Source organism: Ekhidna sp. (assembly GCF_964218185.1).
GTDB lineage: Bacteria > Bacteroidota > Bacteroidia > Cytophagales > Cyclobacteriaceae > Ekhidna.
In genome coordinates this window covers 214,452-236,895 of sequence record NZ_CAXPLV010000004.1, presented here as the reverse complement: position 1 = coordinate 236,895, position 22,444 = coordinate 214,452, and the positions used below count along the sequence as shown (strand labels likewise).

Genomic DNA, 22,444 nt, shown 5'->3' with positions numbered 1-22,444 from the left:
GTATGAAAAAGATTAAAACCATATTTTTCATAGTGACGATAACCTTCAGTTGCAGCTTGTTGGAGACTGATATACCTACCACGGAAATACTGGAGGAAGAGGCAATTAAAACAAAAAAGGATCTACAAGATCTTTTAAACTCTGCGTATGATGTAGTTGCAAATTATAACAATGGACTATCTCAGCGACTATCAGAACTTTTATCTGACAATATAGCCAGTGGCTTCACTGACGCTGCTGGATTCTTCAATGAGATATATAATAGAAACACCAACCTTTTCAATTCTGAGGTCGGAAATTATTATAAGGAGCCCTATTTTGCCATTCACAGAGCAAATACCCTGTTAGAAAAAGTGGATGAAATAAATCTGGACGAAGATTCTCGCAATCAAATCATTGCAGAAGCTAGATTCATAAGAGCTATTTCTCACTTCAACCTCGTGAATTTGATGGCTCATCCTCCTGGGTTTACCAATGATAACTCTCACCTTGGAATCGCAGTTAGAACTTTCACAGGATCCGAACCTGTAACTCGCTCCACAGTAGATGAGACCTATGATGCTATCATAAAGGATCTTCGTTTTGCAGAGGAAAATTTACCGGAGAGTAATGGTGTTTATGCAACTTCATATGCTGCTCAAGGATATTTGTCTAAAGTGTATTTCATGGAACAGAATTATGATTCTGCCATCTATTACGCTAGTCAAATAATTGATCCTGGATCTCCTTTTTCCCTTGTAGTAAACAATATAAATGCACGCTACTCTCAAAATATTACTTCAGAGCATATCTTTTATACACTAAGTACAGGAGCATTTGATAATCGAGCAGGTGTGCTCATCGGATCCTATCGTAGTGATGTCAATGAGCCTTTCCTGAAAGTCAGTCAGGAATTGTATGATCTGGCCAATGTAAATGCAAGTGATGAGCGAGCTGAGTGGTTTGAGGAGCAAACAAGAGAGGATGGAAGTGTTTTTTATGTAACAACAAAATTCAACAGCAACTTCCAAAATGTTGCACTCATTCATATGGTTGATATGTTGCTCACTCGTGCAGAATCACTCGCCATCCTTGGTACAGACCTGGATCAGGCCAGAGCAGATCTTAATCAAGTGAGAAATCGCGCAGGAGTTGCTAATATCAGTCCGATTAGCACTCAAGAGCAAATTATTGAAGCAATAAGAAATGAAAGAAGGCTTGAAATGTCTCTAGAGGGAGATAGGATTATGCAATTGAATAGACGAGGAGCTTCTGGTGAGGATATTCAAATCAGAGGTGCTAACTGGGATTGTCCAGGTTCTGCTTTGCAGTTTCCTGCAACTGAAGGGTTCCCAGGTTTTGTGTTTAATGAATCTGGAGGTTGCTAAATTTTATAACAATGAAAAAGACAATAATATATTTCATGGTAGGATTGATTGCATGCACCAATCCAGTTGATAATCTGGAAATTGGTGAGCCTTTTGATCAATCTGAGGCTATTTTGGATCAATGGGTGTTGGTTAGAGTTCATCATATAGACGAGCTAGATCTTAACAAACCGTTCACTGATCTTACTTCTTTGTTTACAGCCACTGCTTCGGAAATAGAGTTTACCTCATCTTCTTTTACCTATACCCATGGGAGCGGCCCTGATTTTCTTGAAAGTGATGGTACGTGGCAGTTTGACGATGAGAACTATCCGGAATATTTGAGCTTGAATCAAACAACGCAGTTACAGATAGGTCAACCTATACGAACATATAATGACACATTGGTACTCAAACTGGAGAGAAAGTGCGAGGAGAAGACTGTATCAAGTTATGAGTATTTATTCACCAGAAAATAGAAGTCCCATGAAAAAGTTTATATCATTTATCTCTTGTATCAGTGTCCTTGCGACATACGCACAGATTACAATCGAACCTGAAGAGTGGTTACCATGTGAAGAGATTACATTAACTATAGATATTAGCCAAGGAGATTGTCAGAGTATTGTAGATTCTGACGGCCCTCTTTATATGTGGACTTGGATGCCAGCTGGGCCTGCTATTGACGGTGGAAATGGAGAATGGTCAAACTCTAATGATGCATTGGAGTTGACAAAGACTGGAGATAATCTTTGGTCATATACTATGGTTCCCACAGAATTCTACGGAGTTGAAGCCGATGTAGTTTATGCAAACGGTTTCTCATTGCTCGTAAAAGAAAAAGATGGTGGCGGAGGTGGTGACTGCAGCGCCACAGGTGGTGAATTCAAAACCTCTGATTACACCCTAGCCGTTGCACCCCCTTTTACAAGTGCGAAATTATTCGCCCTGCCAAAAGCTGTATTCACCAATGATGTTTTTTCGTTTCATTATGATAATACATTAGAGACAAAAGAAACTATGCAGAACTTGGAAGAAATTTATGTGTATGCCGCTGCAATAGCTGGCGGTGTAGAATACCCTATCTCTGATATGAGTGAAGTTGGTAACAATGACGATCTCAAAATGACATCTCTTGGTGATGGGAAGTTTGTGCTTTCATTCGTACCAAATGTTTTCTTCACCGATGTTCCAGCGGAACAAAGCATTGAGCAATTACTCTTCATCGTTAGAAAGAAGGACATGCTTTCAGATGACGATCGTGTAGAGGAAGATGCTTACTTTGACATGGGTTGCGAAGCTGCCGGAGGAGGATGCTAGAATGAAAAAATTGATCAAAATACTTTTCGTACTTCTGACTGTGCCATTTGGGCACAGTCTATTTTCTCAAGTTACCACTGACCCTGTATTTCCCACTGCAGATGAGAATTTAACAATCTTTTACAATGCAACTCAGGGAACTTCAGGTTTGGAGGGAGCATCTAAAGTATACATGCATGCTGGGGTTATTCTCAGCTCAGAGACTGGTACATCTTGGGAAAATGTAGTAGGAACTTGGGGAGCAGATAATGGAGTCGGACAAATGACTAAAGTAGACGGAGAGACTGATCTTTGGTCTATTACCATCAATCCTCGAACGTATTTTGATGTTCCTTCAGACCCTATCTATCGTATTGGAATGGTCTTTCGAAACGCCAATGGAAGTGCTGAAGGAAAGTCAGATAGCAATGGTGATATATTCGTTGATTTACTTCAGGACGGATATGGTGTTTCACTGATTTCTCCAGCACAAGAAAGTTTACTCGTTGATCAAAATGAAACAATAGCAATTGAAGTCGCCGCTTCAGAAAACTCTGACTTTAACCTGAGTATAGACGGCTCCAATATCGAAACTGTATCAGGAATTACAGAGTATGCCTATTCTCACACAGTGACAGAAACATCGGGGACAATTCCAGTTGTCATTACTGTCACGAATGGCAGTGATACAGAACAAGTTGGTTTCGACTACATTGTTCGGACAGCCACGGTAGAAGAATCAATTCCTGCAGGAATCAAGCTTGGTATCAACTACCACGGAGGTGATAACACCAAGGTCACTTTGTGTTTTGATGCTCCGTCTAAAAACTCCATTTATGTTGTTGGTGACTTCAATAATTGGAATATTGATCCCGCATTTCAAATGAAAAAAGATGGGGACCTATTTTGGTTAGAAATAAGCTCATTAACACCCAACACAGAGTACTTATTTCAATACCTGGTTGATGAATCCATTTATGTCATTGATCCTTACTCAGATAAAATATCTGATCCCAATGACACCTACATTTCTTCAGACACTTACCCTGATTTGCCAGTGTTTCCAGATGAGGCCCAGAGGAATGAGTGGTACTATCAGCGGGCTTCAGTAATTGAGACCAATCGAGCAGTGTATAGTTGGGTAGTCGAAGATTTTCAAAAGCCTGATAAAAATGAGCTTGTCATATATGAATTACTGATCAGAGATTACTTCGGTAGTGGACAAAGAAACTATCAGAATCTGATTGATACCCTTTCCTACCTAAAGCGTCTTGGAGTTAATGCTATTGAACTAATGCCTATCACTGAGTTTAATGGAAATGAAAGCTGGGGATATAATCCTACTTTCATGTTTGCCCCGGATAAATCGTATGGTACTCGAGAGCAGCTAAAACAATTTATTGATGAGGCTCATCAACAGGGCATTGCGGTTATTCTTGATATGGTTTTAAACCATCAGGATCTCCCCTCTCCTTACCTATTATTGAATTGGAATGATCAAGAAAACCTACCATCAAATGAAAATTTGTACTTCAATAATGATGGATTTGGTGAAAATGGTGCTCCGCACGAATTCAACGTCTTCTATGATTTCAATCATCTGTATGAAAAAACACAGGCCTACGTTGATTCGGTCAACCGGTATTGGATAGGCGAGTACAAGTTTGATGGATTCCGCTTTGACCTGAGCAAAGGATTTATGCAGACTGGCTCCTTTTTTAACTATAATCAGGAACGCATTGATATACTAAAACGGATGGCTGATCAAATATGGGCCTATGATCCGAATGCATATGTTATACTTGAACACCTTGGAGAGAATGATGAGGAGGCTGTGCTCGCCAATTACGGGATGATGCTTTGGGGACACCTGAATCATAATTATAGTCAGCTTGCAATGGGCTTCTCTCAGGAAAGTAGCATTAACTGGGTAGACGCCTCTGAAAGAGGCTGGAATGAAAACAATCTGGTAGGATACATGGAGAGCCATGATGAGGAACGTTTGATGTACAGGTGTCTCAATTACGGTAATGGTAATAGCTCCTACTCAATCAAAAACTACCAAACTGCACTCGAGAGAATAATGGGGGTATCAGCTTTTTTCTATACCGTTCCAGGACCTAAACTTTTATGGCAGTTTGGAGAAATGGGATTTGACTATTCAATAAATAGATGTACTGATGGCTCCATCAGCAACAACTGTAGACTCTCAAATAAACCCACAACATGGCATTATCTGGACAATACAGGAAATGAAAACCTTTTCAAGGTTACCAGTGAGTTGATTCATCTTAAAACCACCTATGAAGTCTTCAAAACTGGAAATGTCTCATTCTTTGGAGGAACGAATCTTGCCAGATACATGTGGGTAAAACAAAACGATCTGGAAAATCCATCCACTCCATCCGAAATGAATGCTGTAATTGTTGGCAACTTCAATATTACAAAGAAAGACCTTGATGTAAGTTTTCCTCATGATGGCGAATGGTACCACTATTTCGACCTTGGTGAATCTATTGATATTAGCGGTACAACAACAATATCCCTACAGCCTGGAGAATTTAGGGTCTATACTGATGTGAAATTAGACCCTACTGAACCTGAACTTATCTCAACGCTTAAGCCACTCGCTCCATCAAGTCTTCAGGGATTGGATACAGAAGATGGCATTCAACTTAGCTGGGTAGATGAGTCATCAATAAACAAGGGTTACAAAATTTTCAGATCCTCAGGCGGTACTTTTGAACTTATTGCCGAGGTAGGAGATGTTACGAGTTATCTAGATGAATTTGTAACGGAGGGAAGTTCATATGAATATTATATTTCAGCTTATAATGTAATTGGTGAGCGAAGCTCAGAGAATATTAGCATTACAGCTAATAATGTAATCTTGAGTATTAATCATTTGGAAAGCTTGGTTTATCCTAACCCTGCTGTTCACGAGCTTAATATAACAGGTGCCTTCGAATCATACCGCATTATAAATATCTCGGGTAAAACAGTTGGAAAGGGGACACTCCAGAAAAGTATTAATCTAGATCAACTAACTTCTGGTGTTTATTTTATTGAGCTCCTAAGTTCAAATTCCAGAATAATTCAAAAGTTCATTAAAGATTAAGCATTCAGCATTCAAATGAGAATACTTTCAATTCTTCTGCTCAGCTTATCGTGGAGCAGCGGATTCACCCAAGATTTAAACCACATTGACCCACCTTTTTGGTGGACAGATATGCCGACCAATGAATTGCAAATTATGCTGCATGGAACTGATCTGGGCGATTTGGAACCATCAATCAATTATGAAGGCGTCACTATTGAGTCAGTCGATAAACTTTCAAATTCAAACTATTTGGTATTAAATCTTGAGATTTCAAAAGAAGCAAGACCCGGCGCATTTCAAATTCTTTTGAAGGATGGGAAAAAGACGAAACAAAAAATCAGCTACGAGTTGAAGCAACGAAGTACCGAGACCAATCGAAATCTGGGTTTTGATGCAAGTGATGTGATCTACCTTCTAATGCCCGACCGATTTGCTAATGGAAATCCTGAAAATGATACGGTGGATGGTATGCTTGAAGGTGTGGACAGAAGCAACCCGGACGCTCGGCATGGAGGTGATATCAAAGGGGTAAGTGATCACCTCGATTACATTAAAGAACTAGGCATGACTGCTGCGTGGCTCACCCCTACATTTGAAAATGATCAAACTCCTGAATATGGAGCTTATCATGGATATGCGGCCACAGACCTCTACAAAATTGATCGTCGTTTTGGAAGCAACGAGGAGTTCAAATCCTTTGTAGATAAATGCCACGATATGGGACTAAAGGTAATAATGGATATGATCCACAATCATGTTGGCGATCAGCACTGGTGGCTAAAAGATTTACCATCTGACAATTGGTTTCATGATATCAAAACGTACGGTACCACCAATTTCAGAGGAGAAGTACAATCCGATCCATACGCTTCACAATTTGATATGGATAAGTTGATTAAAGGATGGTTCGTTCCTGAGCTTGCAGACCTGGATCAAAGGAATCCAATCCTGGCTAAGTACCTGATTCAGAACTCCATTTGGTGGATTGAGTATTCAGGAGTTGATGGGATCCGGATGGACACCTATGTGTATCCATACAAAGAATATCTGACCAAGTGGGTAGATGAAGTACTTACCTCCTACCCACAATTCAATGTTGTAGGTGAATCTTGGGTGAATGAAGTAGCTCACGAATCATACTGGCAGACAGGAGCTCCCGGCACCAAGGGATACGATTCTAAACTCCCTAGCGTAACTGATTTCCAGGTTACCTTCTCTGTAGATAAAGCTCTCACTGAAGATTTCGGGTGGGATACCGGACTTAGAAGACTTTACTACACCATATCACAAGACAGGTTGTATGCTGACCCAATGAAGAACGTAATTTTCCTGGACAATCACGATTTGGAGCGTTTTTCTAATCGTGTAAACAATGACTTTGATCTATTCAAAATGGGCTATGCTTATCTGATGACCATGCGCGGTATCCCTCAAGTGTACTATGGTACGGAGCTTATGCTGGGAAACTCGTCTGCAGGCAGCTGGGCAAAACAGCGTGCCGACATGATGGGCGGATGGACGGATGATGAGCGATCCGTTTTCATTGAAGATGAACGAAACGAAGAAGAACAAGCAGCTTTTTCATTCATTAAGAAAATTACAAACTGGAGAAAGGATGCTAAAGTCATTCATGAAGGTAAACTAACCCACTTCATTCCTGAAGATAATATTTATGTGTACTTCAGATATACCGATGAAGAAGCAGTTATGGTTGTAATGAACAGAAATGAATCGGAAGTGAAAGTTGGAAGAGAACGATATGCTGAAATTTTGGATAGTTATTCCTCGGCAATAAATGTAATCACAGCCGAAACAATCAACACCAATATTAACTTCACTGTCAAGCCAATAAGTACCGAGATATTTGAATTAAAAAAGTAATATAAGTAAGACATCATTTTTCATTGCAAATCCCAATACCCGCAAACGTTTTCGGATTAGATGAAATGTAAAAATCACTGATAATCAGTTATTTAACTGACTTTTTTGATAAAAACCATCACTTTAATAATTATCTTAATCTAGATAAACAACCTTTAAAAATATTATGAGAAGACTCACCAAAGTCCTTCTGGGAACGGGACTTGTAATGTTCCTATTTAGCTGTGATGAAGATACAGATGTATCGGATTTGAATCAGACAGAGAAAGCAGCAGAAATTATTCAGGTAACCAGTCATGATGGTAAACCTTTTAGTACTCAACCCAATGATGAAAAAGGACGTTTCACTGCCGGTCCCGGGGGTGGTGTGATGATGCAGGGATTTTACTGGGATGTTCCCGCCGGAGGCACCTGGTGGAATACAGTGAAAGGAAAGTTGACGGCATGGTCCAATGCTGGTATTCAATCCGTTTGGCTACCACCCGTATCAAAGGCACAGAATGGCCCCTATTCTATGGGATATGATCCTACAGACTATTTTGATTTTGGTAACTATAACCAAAACGGCACAGTGGAAACACGTTTTGGATCTAAGTCCGAGCTGCAGTCTCTGATCAACAAAGCACATGCAGAAAACATGGAAGTATACGCTGACATTGTCCTCAACCACAACAGCGGTGGCCAACTGGAAGCCAATCAGTATACTGGCACAAATACATGGACGGACTTTAGCGGAGTAGCATCAGGCAAGTTTTTACGTTCACAGCATGATTTCCATCCGAACTGGGTTCATGGAGGTGATGCTGGAGCATTCGGAGGATTCCCTGACTTATGCCATGATGTTCCCTATGTTCAGGATTGGCTTTGGAATAGATCGGACGGAGTAGCTAAGTACTACAAGAATACCATGGGGTTTGATGGGTGGAGGTTTGACTATGTAAAGGGATTTGAGCCATGGGTAGTTGCTGCGTGGAACAATGCAGTAGGAGGCTTTTCAGTTGGCGAACTTTGGGATTCTGATGTGAACTGGCTAGAGTCTTGGGCAAATTCTGCAAATAGCAGTGTGTTTGATTTTGCCTGCTATTACAAAATGAATGACGCCTTCGATGGAAACAATCTAAACATCCTCAACGATGATATGATGTGGAAGCGCAACCCATACAAAGCGGTGACCTTCGTGACCAATCATGATACAGATGAAATATGGAATAAAATGTTGGCCTATGCCTATATCCTCACACATGAAGGTTATCCCACCATCTTCTATAGAGACTATGAAGAGTGGCTTGATAAAAACAAACTCAATAACCTGATCTGGATTCACAACAACAAGGCAACAGGAAATACCAGCATCCTTCATGTAGATAACGATGAATATGTGGCAAGAAGAAATGGGTACAATGGAAATCCCGGACTCATCGTCTACATCAACAACTCTAGCTCATGGAAAACACGATGGATACCTACCAACTGGTATAGCACTCAGATCAAGGACTTTACCGGACACTCCGGATGGTATCCAACTACCCAAAGTGGTGGATGGGTTCAAATTCAATGTCCTCCAAATAGCTACAGCATTTGGTCTCCAAATATTTAATTAGGTAATCAATTCTCTTCTAAAGGCAAGTTCGATCTTTCGACTTGCCTTTTTTATGACTGCATAACAAAAGAAAGGTCCGACAACATGAACCTGCCTGAACACAGACCTAAGCAATACCTATTTGAGGGACCGAATGGAAAGCCTTACAGTGCGTCGAGTGTAAGGAAAATCCTGAAACGATCAGTGAAAAATGCGAATATTTACAAAACCGTGCGTCCTCACACCCTGAGGCATAGTTTTGCCACGCACTTGCTGGAAAATGGAACGAACCTAAGGTATATCCAAACACTACTGGGTCACTCCAGTGCTAAGACTACCGAAATCTACACCCATGTGACCACCAAAGTGCTGGATGATGTAAAAAGTCCATTGGACTTAATGGTGTAAAGGGTATATTTGAAAGGTGGATAACGCGCACAGCCGCAGGCTTGGTGCGCGTTACATTAATGTTAGATGCCAAAATGCACATTATTAAAAGTATACAAATCTTTCTTTTTATTCTACTGGTTGGATGCAGAACGTCAGACGAGGTTTATGACAATGGACAAGGTTTCTATATTCAAAATGAAAGTTTTTTAATTGGAGATTCAATTGTTGATTTCCACTGGCATTTTATCAGAGATACTTCAAGTCAAATCACATTTGAGTTGACAAGAAGTATTTTAGACACAGTAAAAATTCAATGGATCGATGAAGACAACTATTATTTAGTTGCTGCAAATGGAATAGGTAGGAAAAAGGTACACATTACTGAAAAATCAAAGCATGGGTTCAGTTACCAACTTCAACTGGATTCAGGATATACTTACAATGGTTTTATGCAAAAAGTTGACTCCTTTCATTGTGAGTATATAGATTTTAATGATTCGACTAACCTTAAGCCTTTTCAATTCTTTGATCAACTTGAACTCAGTCTCCCATACTGGTTGACGCTAACTGAAAAACAAAAGGAACTATCAGAGCCACTAGGCCATATTTACATAGATTCGGATGATAATCTAATTAAAATACAAATATCGCAAAGAGAGCGAATAGAACTCGCAGCAATAAAGGAACTAACACCAGAGCTTCATACTTCTCTGTACAATGCGAGGTTTCTTTATGATACGCTTTTTTCTATCAATGGAATCGAATTTTATGTCGTTGATTCACAAGGAAACTGGAACGGGAATCCAATAGAGGAAGGAATATTTAGAATATACCTGAACTCCCGAACTAATAACTATTCTCTTTTGATCAGATATCCGGTGAATTTCGTGCGGCAATCTAAAAGACTGAAATCCAGAGTCCTCAACTCAATTCGCTTAACATCTAATTCAGCATCTAACAGTCGCTGATCGGGCATATGTCTAAGTGCATTCTGGCTAGTTTCAGTGCAACTCGACCGTGATATCTGCCGCTGAGATACGGTAGTGCTTTCTACCATCTTCTGCTCGCAGGAGATTTTGACTTTCAGAACGCAGGTGCCATTTGGAACCATTGTGAGCTTCGGCAGATTTCACTACTTTAGTGCTTTTACAAGCTGCGGGACATACGCCCGATAGCTGATCGTTAGCCATAATCTGCAGCAGAGAAAAAGAGAATGCTAAAAAGGATCCTTTCTGATATTGATGTCAAAGAATTTATCGGGCTAATGCTACTCTTCGCTGGACTGGTAATCTATGTAATATATGAGCCTGGAACCATTGAGCCAGATGATACCAAGCTAATTAGAATAACCTTAACGAATAATCCAGAATTTGGTGAAGACGCTGAGTCCGGGTATGAATACTTCATCCTTAATGCAGAAGGAATCCACAGAAAATTCATTGTTAAATATTGGGTTCTAAATCAACAAACAATTGATGCAATTAGCAAAATCCAAACTGGAAACGAGTTAGTAATAAGCATAGAGAAATCCGAAATGAATGGAAGCCACATCAGAAGTGCAAAGAGTAAGATACAGGTATTGGCTTTGAAGCAACTGAACAAAGACTGGGTCTACTCACTATCAAATTATAATAAGGGCAAAGTTGATCGATGGAAAGAGTATTTAGGCTATGGTCTCTTTTTCGGCATTCTACTATTACCGTCATTAATTAAGAAAATCTGGAGAATTATAAAAAATGAGCCAGAAATTGTAACTAAACTCAAGTCAACTGAAAATGACTATGGCTAACAAACGATGATGGCGCATGGCCTTACTTAGTCATCTGCGAAGAGTCTGCCAAACATTTCGCTTATCTGCCGCCAAGAAACTGATGTACTTTCTACTTGCCTCTGCTCGTGGGAGTTTTTAATCTGTATGTCGCAGTGCGTGTCTGATACTTTGTGAACACCGGCAGATTCGCTAATTTCATCGCAATTAATTAAGCTCGGAGGCCACAGCGCCATATCTGGGCGTTAGCTTGCATAAACGCACTAAAATAGTTTTGACACAGTTTTCATCGTTATGAACATCTTGCCACTAGAAGGAAGATGAACAAAACCATACTTACCATAGAATTCAACTGCTGCTTGGTCTATTGGATCAACAACAACTGCCATCGAAGCAACAGTACTAGTAGTATCATAACTTCTTTTAAGAGCATCCAGTAATAAAGTCTCACCAATTCCTTCCCCTCTATTGTTAACATTTCTAGCTAATCTTCCTAACAAAGTAACTGGCAAGTTTTCGTATGAGGGAGGGAGAATCTTTATTATTTCTTCTGGCAACTCAGTTCTTTCAATGCTTGAACTTGATAAAGTATAATAACCTTTTACAATATTCGATTCATCCGAAAGAATAAAGCAAGCAGACAATTTTCGCTTAACATCTTGACCAGCTTGTTTATGCAGATAACTATCCAATAATTGGTTCCCACAAGAGAATTCGGACTTTTTATGGGATTTGGATAATGGGGTGGTTAGGTAATTCATTTATTGCCTAACTCCTCATTGTATTTCTTAGCGGCTGTTGCTAACGCCTCATTTGGTTTTGACTCGCCAAGAAGGGCATTAAAAAAAATCTCCTTATCCTTTTCAGATGATAATATCCTGTTGTGCTCTTCAATGATTTTCTTAGCCTTATCCTGAACAGAATAAATAACAAACTCTGTTAGAGTACGGTAACCACCAAGCACAGCTGCTCTCTCAAAAAATTCTTTTTGCTGCTTAGGTAGCCTAGTGTCAAATCTTGCTTCTAAAGTTTTCATAATCTTAAACTTTTATTCTACAAACGTACGTATATTAACCGTACCGTGCAAGAATATGTACGTATATTAAACGTACATGTTTAAAACTCTTGAAACACGCAAGCTAACATACGATATAGCGCATGGCCTTACTTAGCCATCTGCCAATAGCTTGCTAAACATCCCGCTTATCTGCCGCCAAGAGTCTGCTGTGCTTTCTACTATCTGTCGCTTGTGGGAGTTTTTAATCTTTCATGGCGCAGTGCCCATTTGATACTTTGAATGCACCCCCTTGCCGGGCGCGGACAGATAAGCTACTTTTATCGCAATTAATTAAGCTCGGGCCACACAGCATTTTACCTGAACGTAGCAGCTTAAAAGTAACCGCTTATTTTAGGCAAAGTGACCTGTTGCTTTGAACAAAGTGACCTGTTACTTTAGGCAAAGCAACCTGTTACTTTAGGCAAAGTGTCAAGTCAATTTGTGTGAACCATACGGTTGGTTTTTCCAGTCGATCAGGTCATGCCTATTTCAGGAATAAATCAGAGAGATATGCATACCAGTCGCTAGCACGAATGCACCAAAATGGTTATCTACTGAGTTCAAGCAACATTAACTAGCATATGGACATAAATCAAAAGGAATTAAGCAACAGAAAAGGTGTTCTTCAACAAGCTCTTCATCTTGCCAAAGCTCCTATAATCATCAGTTTTTTTGTAACTCCCATTCGTTTTCTATTGGAGCTTGCCGGACTTCCTGAATACGCCATATTTTTAATTGGCCTACTATGGCTAACCTTAGCCTTTTCTGTGTTTTGGGGAATAAAACTATTTAATGAGAAACAGCCATATCTCCTTTTACTGATCAGTTTAGCCATTTTTTCACCAATTTCACGTCTTACTGTTGTTGCTGCATGGTGAGTTGATATTACATGGGAAATAGGCACTCATTACGGTCTATATTTCGATAGCTGGCCACAGGTGCTGCTAAATCAAATGATATATGGAGCACTGGTCCAAATTATACCGGGCTTTGTACTTGGCTCGATAACAATCGCTTTCGTGCGATACAGGAAGTCAACATCGAAGTAACCACTCATACTTAACTTAAGTAATAGCATCTATTAACGTGTTAAAACCTACTAGTTCCCGTATGCCATATTTAGCTCTTCGCATTGGTCAAGATCTACTTCTCTCATTCCCTCAAATTCTCTGCTTACATAGCATCTGGTGGAGCAATAACCAGTATTTCGATATACGTTTATTTCATGGATACCAGCGGGTAAAGTGATTTCTCCTGTTTCTCCATAAGGAATGGTTACATCACCTGCTTCATTGGCGCTGCGTGGATCACGGTTAATAAAAATGAGTAATGAATTGCTAGAGTTTGGGTTCTCACCATAATTGTTCTTGATGATCAGTGTTCCCGTATTGTTCTGCTCGCATGCAGCAGCAGGTTCATCCTTCGTACAGGAAGAAGTAAATGTCAAAATAAAAATCAATGTTGCGATGATAGGGCTGTGCTTTTTCATGTCTTTGTATTTAAGTGAAACAACAATGCAATCTTAAAATCAATCTGTATAGCATATGTAAGACTCATGTTGTATCGTGTTGTAATTATGTTGTAAACCACTTTTTATGGCTACTTATGCACTTTTCCGGGTGAATGACCGTATTGTTCCTTGTAGCATTTGATGAAATAACTCGGGCTGCTAAACCCAGTAGCGTAGGCAATCTCGGAGACAGTGGCTGCCTGTGCATTGAGCAGTTGATGAGCTCTTTTCAGTCTGATGGTACGAATAAATGTACTTGGACTTTCGCCAGTCAGCGCTTTCAGTTTTCTAAAAAGCTGAGTCCGATCCAGAGCTAGCTGACTGCTAAGCTCCTCTACAGAGAAGTTTTCATCTGCCATGTGCTGCTCTACAATTTCAATGGCTTTCTTCAGAAATATTTCTTGCTGTGAGCTGACTTCTATTTCAGATGCTTCCAATTTTAGTGTGTTGCTGTAGCGAGACTTCATCTGATCTCTGCTGGCGAGCAAGTTTCTGATCACCAATCGTAACTCATCCGCATCGAATGGCTTGGACAGGTAAGCATCAGCATTGGACTCCAATCCTTCCAGCCGGCTGGACTGTGAAGACTTGCCCGTTAAAATAACAACAGGAATATGATTTGTGGCTTCATGTGATTTTAGCTCTTTGCAAACTTCCAGACCATCCTTTTTTGGCATCATCACATCCGTCACAATGATGTCAGGAATTTGACTAATCGCAACGTTTACTCCTTTTTCACCATCCTCAGCTTCCAGCACATTCAGATTATCCGGGAGGCAGGATTTGATAAACGCTCGTAGTTCGACATTATCTTCAATAAGCAGGAGATTAGCCTGTCCATTTTTATCATTCAACTCCTGATCTATTTCTGCACTACTTTCTGAAACGACTGGATCAGCAGGTATGAATGGCAGGAAAACCACCGATTCTGTACCTTCATCTTGATCACTTTTGATCTCAATAGTACCTCCTAAAACCTGAACGAGCTCTTTGCTAAGCGCCAGCCCAATACCAGTAGAAGATTGATCGGTGACAAAATCAGCATTAGAAACATGATAAAAACGATCGAAGATATGTGGCAAATGCTCTGACGAAATGCCCATTCCTGAATCCACTACCCTAATTGTGATCTCAGTATCTGTAGCTAAAACTTCAACCTGTATTGTTCCTTCCGCAGGGGTGTATTTACAGGCATTTGAAATCAGATTGATCAATACCTTCTCCAGTTTGTCCTGATCTGTAAGTATCCAGCATTCACTTTTAGATGATGTAAAGGTTAGTTGTTGCTGTCGTGCCTCGGCGTAGGATTGAAACTGAAGCACAATCATTTCAACAAAATCAACCACATTGGTGGATGAGTTATTGAGTTGAGACTGCCCGGCTTCTATTTTAGACAAATCAAGTATCTCGTTGATGAGCTTAAGAAGCCGCTGTGCATTCTGACTAATTGAAGTCAATAATTTCTTCGTTCCATCATCTTTGGCCTTCCGTAAAAGCTCTCCCGCCGGCCCAATGATCAATGAAAGTGGAGTTTTGAATTCATGAGAAATATTGGCGAAAAATCGTGTCTTGGTCCGATCTATTTCCAAAAGGGCGGCACGCTCCATCTCGATTTTCCTACTCCGATAGCTCAATGCAAGTGCAAAAACCAACGCCTGGATCAGTGTGCCTATTTGAAAACCATAAACAATAAATACAAGACTACCCGCCCACTCAGGATATGCCTCGTAAGCAAACAGGCTGGATCGCAACACCTGAAGCGATCCGAACAAAGTAACAACGAGTCCACCCCAGCCAATGTAGCGAGCAAGTACATTTTTACTGAATACATAAACGATTATGCTGTACAAAAACACGACAACACTAATGAGTCCGACAGGAGTATACATCTGATTGATGTAGAGTAGTCCCTTATATTGCCAAGAAGGCAATAATATCAGCAGCAAAGAGCTTAATGTACACAAGATTATAGATGCCCAGAGCATCAGTTTATACGCTTTCCTTAGTCGAGGCTTCCATCCATCTCTATGAAGGAAATAAAGGCAGAATAGCGGATAAAAAATAGAAGTAGAATAGCTGGTGAGATTGAGTCTCAGTATTCCAAAAGGTGAATCAGGAGCAAAGAGATATCGGTCCAGCCCAGTTGCAGAAAAGAAATAAAGACTAATGCCAACGACGTACAGGCTGTAAAAAAGATACGTTCGATCTCTATTACCAACAAAAATTAAAAAATTGAAGATTGCCAATAGAAACATCATCCCCACAAATAGTACCTGGAAGTAATATGCTCGGGTGATTTCCGGGAGCATGGTATTTAAGAAAGTGCTCCTTGTCATCAGTTCAATATCTATAACTCCTCCGGTCAGGAAATTTCCACCTACCCAAGTGGCTATGGTAATGGTTGAGTCAGGTGGAACTGAAACAATGAATGCTGATGGGTCAAAAATGGGTGGAGTTTGATGCATGGATGTCAGAGACTTGATCGGTGGATAGAAGCCACCAATTTGCATTGATCCAAGCTTTGTACTGTCAATCGTAATAAGCTTAGCTATATCTACTGGGAATCTCAGATAAAGCTCTTGTTCCTGATTCAAAGAATTTTCTAACTGGAATATCAGCCAGAAAGGTTCTATACTATATTCTATATCCGGATCTATACCATACACACCCTCCAGACTATCCAGACCAAAGTAATTTCTGGTAGCAGAATCTGATTGACTTACGAGAAGAAAATCCCTTTCTTCTAATTTGAAACTATTGATTTTAGATATGTCATCCAGGTTTATAGGATCAGGTAGCTTTTGCGAGAAAGTAGTCCCTGCATAGGAAAACATTGAAAGGAAGAATAGCAATTTTACCCTTTTGGGTAAGGCAGTGTGAATCAGATAATTCAATGAGTCATAACTTTCCCTCAAGATAACCATTCAACTTTAATAGCTAAATCCACCTCCTCACTTTCTGGCAGTAGTTTTCATATTCTTCTTTGAAAAGTATTCGAAGCGTTTCCTCCTCCGGCTTAATCTGGAATTGGGTGAGATACCACACAAAAAACAATACAGCCAGAATTCCTAATGGGCTACCGATTCGAATCACTCCTCCCAACAGCACCATTGCCATACCTACATACATCGGGTTCCGACTGTACTGATAGATGCCGTGTGTCACAAGTGATGAAGCTTTGTTTGGATTTAGTGGATCTACAGTGGTACTCTTCGTCCGAAATGCCACAATCCCCATCAAAGCACATAAAGCACCTCCTATCAGAAATATTCTGGAAATAGGTCGCTGATATAGAAATGAATACGCCAATTCAGGGATGAGATAATATAGTCCAAACAGCATTCCAAGAGAGATAAAGAATATGACAACCGGTGGAATTTTCAATTTCATGAAGGGAAGATACAAATAAAAAAAGGCCACTCCCAGAGTGACCTTTCGCTATAGCCTTAGCTAAAGCTGCCTTAGTTTTTCTTTTGTATTCGCTGTGTTGTACGCGTACCCTCATGATCCGTCAGTTGCAGCAAATATGCCCCGTCCGGAATTTCACTCAGGTCCAGGGTGGTCTTATCCCCAATGCCCCACTGCTGTACCTTACCACCACTCAGGTCATACAACGTAGCACCACTCAGTCGCCTGCCGGTAACCGTTAGCTTGCTTGCCGTCGGGTTCGGATAGATTTTCACCGTGGCTTTAAGTGGAACACTCGCCACCACCTGCGCTTCTACCACCAGGTCCCGGGTTACCTCTACTGCCACCTCATAGTTCGCATTTCCAGCCTGACTGGCCGTAATGGTGGTGGTGCCGGCTCCTACGATGGTCACGGTGCTACCAGAGATGGTTGCCACATTTTCATCTGAGCTTGTGAAGGTGATCGGATTGCCGGACGCTCCGCCGGTTGCTTCCAGATCAAAGGCAGCATCACCTACGGTTTTGATATCAGGTGCTGCAAAGCTGATGGTTTGGGTCGCTTTGCTCACCATCAGGTCCTGAAGCACCTGCTCCGCCGCATGGTAAGTAACATCTCCTTCTTGCATCGCTGTGATTGTTGTGGTGCCGGCCCCAACGATGGTGACTGTGTTGTCCAAAATCATCGCCACACTTTCATCTGAACTGGAGTAAATGACTGTGAGACCAGAGCTTGCCGTGGCTTCCAGATTGAAATTCGCATCACCGAAAACCTTGGCTGGCAATTCCTCAAACGTAATCGTCTGATCAAGCTTTTCAGTACTGAACGTGTTGCCCAGTGTACTAGCACTGATATTTCCAATACCATCTTCCGCCACATAGTACAGTTCATATTCCTGTCCCGGATTCAATCCAGAAATGGTAATGTCCTGATCTACTCCCACGCTATTCACCACTTTCGATCCTGAAATTTGTGCCATCTCATCGTTTTCTGTTTTACCTGCTTTTACCTGCGCAGGGCTTGGGCTGGTGACAATATTTCTGTCCAGTACATAATAGAAAGTACCTTCCTCATCCAACGAAAAGGAAAAGGTAGCTTCCGTTGAGGTAATTGAAACTTCAGTTAGATAGGTTGGAGTGATTGTCGGTGCTTTCAAATCAGCGGTAGTTGCAGACAGCTTCACCGGCGTTCCACTGTTATTGGCATAGACATCTTCCGCCACCACGTAAAAGTCGTAAGCAACCTCTGAAGTGAGGCCGGTCAATGTCATCTTACCTTGAGTGTTTTTGATGACTGAAAGAGATCTGGCACTAATCGCCGCAGCTCCACTGCTGTTGTTTCCACCTTTCACCTGCCCAAAGCTTGGGGCCGGCTCACCGGAAAGCTGTGCTACGGCATATACGGTTCCTCCCTCATTGATCTTCACATCTATGTCCACGGCAGTCTCATCGATTGCCGCAATCGTAGGGAACCCATTCGCAAATTCAGGGGCAATGTCATCGATGGTGGTGAAGTCAATCTTCACGGCAGTGGATTGCAGATTTTCAGCTGCATCTTCCGCCACCAGCCACACATCATATTCGGTAGCCTCGGTTAGCCCGGTAAGGGTAAACCCGGTGGCACTGGCTGCCACAGATCCTTCATCGATTGCTCCAAAATTATTGCCGTTTTTCAGATTAGCAGGAAAGCGTGTAGTGGAGCTGCTGGCGAATACGGCATAATACACTGTCCCCGTTTCTTCATTCAGCTCAATTTCTATGTCAGCTTCCAGAGAAGAAATCGTTCCCATCTGGGGGTATCCTTCACTCCAGGATGGAGCTGTATTGTCCTCTATGGTCACATCCAACTTGGTCACATTAGATTGCAAGGCGTAGCTTTCATCTGCCAAGACCAGGTAAATATCGTAAGAAGCTCCCTCGGCCAATCCGCTGATCTGCGCAGCATTGTTTTCTGTTTCTGCCTCCAGATCAAAGGCCACTCCCTTCTTAAAAGCATCGGAACCTGAAGCATTTTTTCCAGCTTCAATTTGAGAAGGTGTGGGTTCTGCGCTTCCATCCGGCTCCACGATATAGTACACACTCCCGGTCTCCGTCAGCTTCAACAAAAGGCGATAAGTCGATCCGAGGAAATGCTCAAACTGTGGATACCCTGCTGAAAATGCCAGTGTAGACACTGCCTCTACAGTGAATGATTGCTGCTTATTCGATGCAGGGTTATAGTAATCATTCCCTACCTGCGAGGCAGTAAGGGTTGTCGTCCCAGGACCTATGATATTTAATACGGAACCTGTAATGTCTGCCACAGAAGTTTGCGAGCTAACCACTGTCGGGAGAAGTCCGGATGACACGGTGATGTAGTCAAAAATTTGAAAATCATCATCGGTTTCGAGCTTGTTCGGCACAGCAGAAAAAGTAATGGTCTGATCGGCCTTCTCTACGGTAAGCGTCTGCTGCGCATCAACAGCCGCATTCCAGTCGTCATTGGCTGCCAAGCTAGCCGTGATCGTGATGGTGCCCGGTTTCTTTGGATCCACGCTTCCGAGAGACGAAACGGTAGCAATGAGATCGTCCGTTCCGGACCAGGTGATTTGCCTTCCGCTTTTAGAGGTGGCAAGATTATCCAGATCGAAGTTAGCCGCATCCCACACCACATTATCCAGTGCATCAAACGTAATGACATCATCGCCTTTGTTGACAGTGAAAGTGCGCTGTACAGGTGTTGCAGCGTTCCATTCTTCATTGCCTGCCTGATTTGCTGTCACCGTCACTGTTCCTGCCTTTAATGGGGTGGCCATTCCATTGCTGATCTCTAAAACATCGGTGGGACTGGTTTCATATGTCACCGCTAAACCGGAGGTGGCCGTAGCTCCCAAATCAAAAGCAGGTTCTCCTACTTTGGTGTTTGACGGCTGACTGAAAGTGATCGTTTGGTCTCTAACAATAGATACATCTTTGGTAATGGTAGAGGTAGCTTCGCCGGAGCATGGATTTACAATCCGGACACCTACCTGACCGCTGGTTGCATCGGCAGGGACAGAAACGGACACGTTTACCGCGGTGTAATTCGTCACTTCCCACCCGGCTGGCAACACCCACTCAAAGAAGGAATCCAGCTCATCGTCACCCCCGTTGAAACCACTCAGGTTGAAGGAGCCCGTTCCACCTGCATCAGTGAATGAGGAAGGCCCGTTGAGCGTAAGTCCACTCATGTAGGTTTCCAATGCCGTAATGTCATACAAGTTACATGGCCTCAAGCTGAAGAGCTTTCCTCCAGACTCCACATCGTCATTGTTTCGTGAGGCAATCCGCATGTCATACCGATCGTTGCTTAGGTTGCTGGCGGTAAAGTCATACGTCGTATTCGGTCCGAGGTACTCTTCAAAAGAGTATCCGGGGTTCCATGAAACCTCATACGTCAGCGAGTGATTGACCGCTTTAGGATCATCATTTGCCCAGTTGAGCCGGATCACAGGGTTAAAAGCATGCGTAGCAACAATCTCAGGCTGTAAGAGAGTCGGCGCATCGGGAGCTGCTTCAAGGAAACTCACATCGACCGCATCACTCCCAGGACATCCTGAGGAGTTTCTAACTGTAACTGAATAGGTACCGCCTGTGGAGACCTGAATGGTGCGTGAGGTTGCACCTGTAGACCATAAGTAAGTCTGTCCTGTTGGTAAGGTAGAGCCCAGGGTTACGGTCTGTCCTGTAGTGGAGACGATATCTTCACCCAGATTAACACTTGGTGGTCCGGAGCATTGGGCATAAGCATACACGCTACTCCCATTACTTCCGACTAAGATGTTTTCACCATTGGCTCCCTGCTCCATCTGATCAACCGAATTAGCACCTGAATAAAAAGGCGACACATCGGTCTGATTTCCATCCGTATCGAATGTGGCAGAGCCTGGTAGCGCAGTGCTTGATTCTACCACCATGCCTCCTATTTTTAGGCTGCTTCCATCTTTGATAATGGTCATCCCAACCGAGCTGCTGCTTCCATGAGTAGCTGACAGCAGATTTTCATACTGTGTGGTACCTGTAGCGTTTAGCTTCATGAGCAGCATCTCCTCATGTCCCGAAACCGTTTTTGATCCGGTAACATACACATCCTGAGGGGTGTTGTCATTGACGGTGAGGTCATTCAAGGTGTAGGTGCTGGTAAATGTTTTCGTAAACTCTCCTGATATTCCGTCAAAATCATAGATATCAAATACACGATATCGGTAGCTGCCAGACGTCAGTCTGACTAGCACAACCATTTCCGTATTGGAATAGTAAGGTGATGCGTCCACGATTTCCGCTACCGCACTGCCTGCATTATAGGTTCTGCTTTCAGAAGAGGCTTCATTGGAAGCAAAGGCTGTCAACCAACCTTCTACCTGCACTCCCAACGGCTTACGGATCACCATGAATGGTCTGGGACCGGCAAAAACCAGTTGCTCAGGAATGTCATCATCACTGGTGTCGTATTTAGCTGAGGCTTCAAAATTCAATGAACTGTCAAAACGCCACAAACGAGCTTCCAGCCCCATTCCACCAGTCGCTGCACGCGAGGTTGTGAGATAAATATCGGAATACGATGGATGATCAATAAAACCGATATCATAACCGATATTTCCAAATTTCACGGTGGCGTCATTCACACTTTCGTACTCAGACAATAGCGTCCCGACAGCATTGTATTTCCGAATGAGGATACCATTGGCTACCGCTGAGTTTTGTGCCTCATCCGGGTTGATATTGATCAGAATAAATACATTGTCACTCAAATCAACCGCGAGTGCCACTCCATAGTCCTCGGAGCTACCAAAGGCCGATGAGTAGGTTCTGGACCAGTCCAGGTTTCCATCTGCATCAAACTTGACAAGGACCGCATCGTAATCGGATCCGGTAAAGACTGTACCGAGCATATAGGTTTCTCCCAGTGAGCTGGTCGCTGACTCTGCCAGTTCAAAAGAACCGGAAGGAGAATAGCTGGCAACCCATTTATCGACATAGGATTGACTAAAACTTAGTTGAAAGGCTAAAAGGCCAAAAAGGCAGTAAATAATTCGTTTCATAAGGCAACTTTTTTTGAATGCTTTTCAAATTGCCTCTGAATGACCAACC

The 22,444-nt window shown here is 42.1% G+C and carries 17 protein-coding genes; 10 read left to right on the top strand and 7 right to left on the bottom strand.

Annotated elements, in window-relative coordinates; genetic code table 11:
- The first annotated feature begins 2 nt into the window (after positions 1–2).
- From ACEQZT_RS04915 to ACEQZT_RS04880, 8 genes are all read left to right on the top strand, one after another.
- Positions 3–1,367: a RagB/SusD family nutrient uptake outer membrane protein gene (locus tag ACEQZT_RS04915; RefSeq protein ID WP_370087819.1), complete on the top strand. Its 1,365-nt coding sequence runs from the start codon at positions 3–5 to the stop codon at positions 1,365–1,367.
- An 11-nt stretch (positions 1,368–1,378) separates the two neighbouring features.
- Entirely contained in the window at positions 1,379–1,825 is a 447-nt protein-coding gene (locus tag ACEQZT_RS04910; protein ID WP_370087817.1) for a DUF5004 domain-containing protein, read from the top strand.
- A gap of 7 nt (positions 1,826–1,832) precedes the next feature.
- Positions 1,833–2,666 (top strand): hypothetical protein, encoded by an 834-nt coding sequence (locus tag ACEQZT_RS04905; protein WP_370087815.1) that lies wholly within the window; start codon positions 1,833–1,835, stop codon positions 2,664–2,666.
- The gene (locus ACEQZT_RS04900; RefSeq protein WP_370087813.1) at positions 2,620–5,763 is read left to right on the top strand and encodes an alpha-amylase family glycosyl hydrolase; all 3,144 of its coding nucleotides are present in this window, start codon (positions 2,620–2,622) and stop codon (positions 5,761–5,763) included. The genes ACEQZT_RS04905 and ACEQZT_RS04900 overlap by 47 nt, the downstream gene beginning before the upstream one ends.
- Positions 5,764–5,778: 15 nt before the next feature.
- Entirely contained in the window at positions 5,779–7,626 is a 1,848-nt protein-coding gene (locus ACEQZT_RS04895) for a glycoside hydrolase family 13 protein (RefSeq protein WP_370087811.1), read from the top strand.
- A gap of 166 nt (positions 7,627–7,792) precedes the next feature.
- On the top strand, positions 7,793–9,223 hold the full coding sequence (locus ACEQZT_RS04890; protein WP_370087809.1) for an alpha-amylase: 1,431 nt from the start codon (positions 7,793–7,795) through the stop codon (positions 9,221–9,223).
- Positions 9,224–9,310: 87 nt separating this feature from the next.
- A complete protein-coding gene (locus ACEQZT_RS04885) occupies positions 9,311–9,613 on the top strand; it encodes a tyrosine-type recombinase/integrase (protein ID WP_370087807.1) in 303 nt (100 codons plus the stop codon).
- A 74-nt stretch (positions 9,614–9,687) separates the two neighbouring features.
- The gene (locus ACEQZT_RS04880; protein ID WP_370087805.1) at positions 9,688–10,563 is read left to right on the top strand and encodes a hypothetical protein; all 876 of its coding nucleotides are present in this window, start codon (positions 9,688–9,690) and stop codon (positions 10,561–10,563) included.
- 33 nt (positions 10,564–10,596) lie between these two features.
- Here ACEQZT_RS04880 and ACEQZT_RS04875 read toward each other — a convergent pair whose 3' ends face one another.
- The gene (locus tag ACEQZT_RS04875; RefSeq protein WP_370087804.1) at positions 10,597–10,785 is read right to left on the bottom strand and encodes a hypothetical protein; all 189 of its coding nucleotides are present in this window, start codon (positions 10,783–10,785) and stop codon (positions 10,597–10,599) included.
- Between the two features lie 23 nt (positions 10,786–10,808).
- On the opposite strand from ACEQZT_RS04875, the gene ACEQZT_RS04870 reads away from it, so the two are divergent.
- Positions 10,809–11,384 (top strand): hypothetical protein, encoded by a 576-nt coding sequence (locus tag ACEQZT_RS04870; protein WP_370087802.1) that lies wholly within the window; start codon positions 10,809–10,811, stop codon positions 11,382–11,384.
- A 242-nt stretch (positions 11,385–11,626) separates the two neighbouring features.
- On the opposite strand, the gene ACEQZT_RS04865 is transcribed toward ACEQZT_RS04870, so the two are convergent.
- Together ACEQZT_RS04865 and ACEQZT_RS04860 are read right to left on the bottom strand one after the other, a co-directional pair.
- Positions 11,627–12,124, bottom strand: coding sequence for a GNAT family N-acetyltransferase (locus ACEQZT_RS04865; protein ID WP_370087800.1), 498 nt, complete (start codon positions 12,122–12,124; stop codon positions 11,627–11,629).
- A complete protein-coding gene (locus ACEQZT_RS04860) occupies positions 12,121–12,399 on the bottom strand; it encodes a DUF1778 domain-containing protein (protein ID WP_370087798.1) in 279 nt (92 codons plus the stop codon). The genes ACEQZT_RS04865 and ACEQZT_RS04860 overlap by 4 nt, the downstream gene beginning before the upstream one ends.
- 602 nt (positions 12,400–13,001) lie before the next feature.
- Here ACEQZT_RS04860 and ACEQZT_RS04855 point away from each other — a divergent pair.
- The gene (locus ACEQZT_RS04855) at positions 13,002–13,298 is read left to right on the top strand and encodes a hypothetical protein (RefSeq protein WP_370087796.1); all 297 of its coding nucleotides are present in this window, start codon (positions 13,002–13,004) and stop codon (positions 13,296–13,298) included.
- A 221-nt stretch (positions 13,299–13,519) separates the two neighbouring features.
- On the opposite strand, the gene ACEQZT_RS04850 is transcribed toward ACEQZT_RS04855, so the two are convergent.
- From ACEQZT_RS04850 to ACEQZT_RS04835, 4 genes are all read right to left on the bottom strand, one after another.
- Positions 13,520–13,909, bottom strand: coding sequence for a hypothetical protein (locus ACEQZT_RS04850; protein WP_370087794.1), 390 nt, complete (start codon positions 13,907–13,909; stop codon positions 13,520–13,522).
- Positions 13,910–14,019: 110 nt separating this feature from the next.
- On the bottom strand, positions 14,020–16,764 hold the full coding sequence (locus ACEQZT_RS04845) for a 7TM diverse intracellular signaling domain-containing protein (RefSeq protein WP_370087792.1): 2,745 nt from the start codon (positions 16,762–16,764) through the stop codon (positions 14,020–14,022).
- 103 nt (positions 16,765–16,867) lie between these two features.
- Entirely contained in the window at positions 16,868–17,320 is a 453-nt protein-coding gene (locus tag ACEQZT_RS04840; protein WP_370087790.1) for an isoprenylcysteine carboxylmethyltransferase family protein, read from the bottom strand.
- A 71-nt stretch (positions 17,321–17,391) separates the two neighbouring features.
- Positions 17,392–22,395: a T9SS type A sorting domain-containing protein gene (locus tag ACEQZT_RS04835; RefSeq protein WP_370087788.1), complete on the bottom strand. Its 5,004-nt coding sequence runs from the start codon at positions 22,393–22,395 to the stop codon at positions 17,392–17,394.
- Positions 22,396–22,444 lie beyond the last annotated feature (49 nt).

Coding starts and splice junctions, on each gene's coding strand:
- ACEQZT_RS04915 (WP_370087819.1), top strand. CDS start 3: ATGAAAAAGATTAAAACCATATTTTTCATAGTGACGATAACCTTCAGT.
- ACEQZT_RS04910 (WP_370087817.1), top strand. CDS start 1,379: ATGAAAAAGACAATAATATATTTCATGGTAGGATTGATTGCATGCACC.
- ACEQZT_RS04905 (WP_370087815.1), top strand. CDS start 1,833: ATGAAAAAGTTTATATCATTTATCTCTTGTATCAGTGTCCTTGCGACA.
- ACEQZT_RS04900 (WP_370087813.1), top strand. CDS start 2,620: ATGCTTACTTTGACATGGGTTGCGAAGCTGCCGGAGGAGGATGCTAGA.
- ACEQZT_RS04895 (WP_370087811.1), top strand. CDS start 5,779: ATGAGAATACTTTCAATTCTTCTGCTCAGCTTATCGTGGAGCAGCGGA.
- ACEQZT_RS04890 (WP_370087809.1), top strand. CDS start 7,793: ATGAGAAGACTCACCAAAGTCCTTCTGGGAACGGGACTTGTAATGTTC.
- ACEQZT_RS04885 (WP_370087807.1), top strand. CDS start 9,311: ATGAACCTGCCTGAACACAGACCTAAGCAATACCTATTTGAGGGACCG.
- ACEQZT_RS04880 (WP_370087805.1), top strand. CDS start 9,688: ATGCACATTATTAAAAGTATACAAATCTTTCTTTTTATTCTACTGGTT.
- ACEQZT_RS04875 (WP_370087804.1), bottom strand. CDS start 10,785: ATGGCTAACGATCAGCTATCGGGCGTATGTCCCGCAGCTTGTAAAAGC.
- ACEQZT_RS04870 (WP_370087802.1), top strand. CDS start 10,809: ATGCTAAAAAGGATCCTTTCTGATATTGATGTCAAAGAATTTATCGGG.
- ACEQZT_RS04865 (WP_370087800.1), bottom strand. CDS start 12,124: ATGAATTACCTAACCACCCCATTATCCAAATCCCATAAAAAGTCCGAA.
- ACEQZT_RS04860 (WP_370087798.1), bottom strand. CDS start 12,399: ATGAAAACTTTAGAAGCAAGATTTGACACTAGGCTACCTAAGCAGCAA.
- ACEQZT_RS04855 (WP_370087796.1), top strand. CDS start 13,002: ATGGACATAAATCAAAAGGAATTAAGCAACAGAAAAGGTGTTCTTCAA.
- ACEQZT_RS04850 (WP_370087794.1), bottom strand. CDS start 13,909: ATGAAAAAGCACAGCCCTATCATCGCAACATTGATTTTTATTTTGACA.
- ACEQZT_RS04845 (WP_370087792.1), bottom strand. CDS start 16,764: ATGTTTTCCTATGCAGGGACTACTTTCTCGCAAAAGCTACCTGATCCT.
- ACEQZT_RS04840 (WP_370087790.1), bottom strand. CDS start 17,320: ATGAAATTGAAAATTCCACCGGTTGTCATATTCTTTATCTCTCTTGGA.
- ACEQZT_RS04835 (WP_370087788.1), bottom strand. CDS start 22,395: ATGAAACGAATTATTTACTGCCTTTTTGGCCTTTTAGCCTTTCAACTA.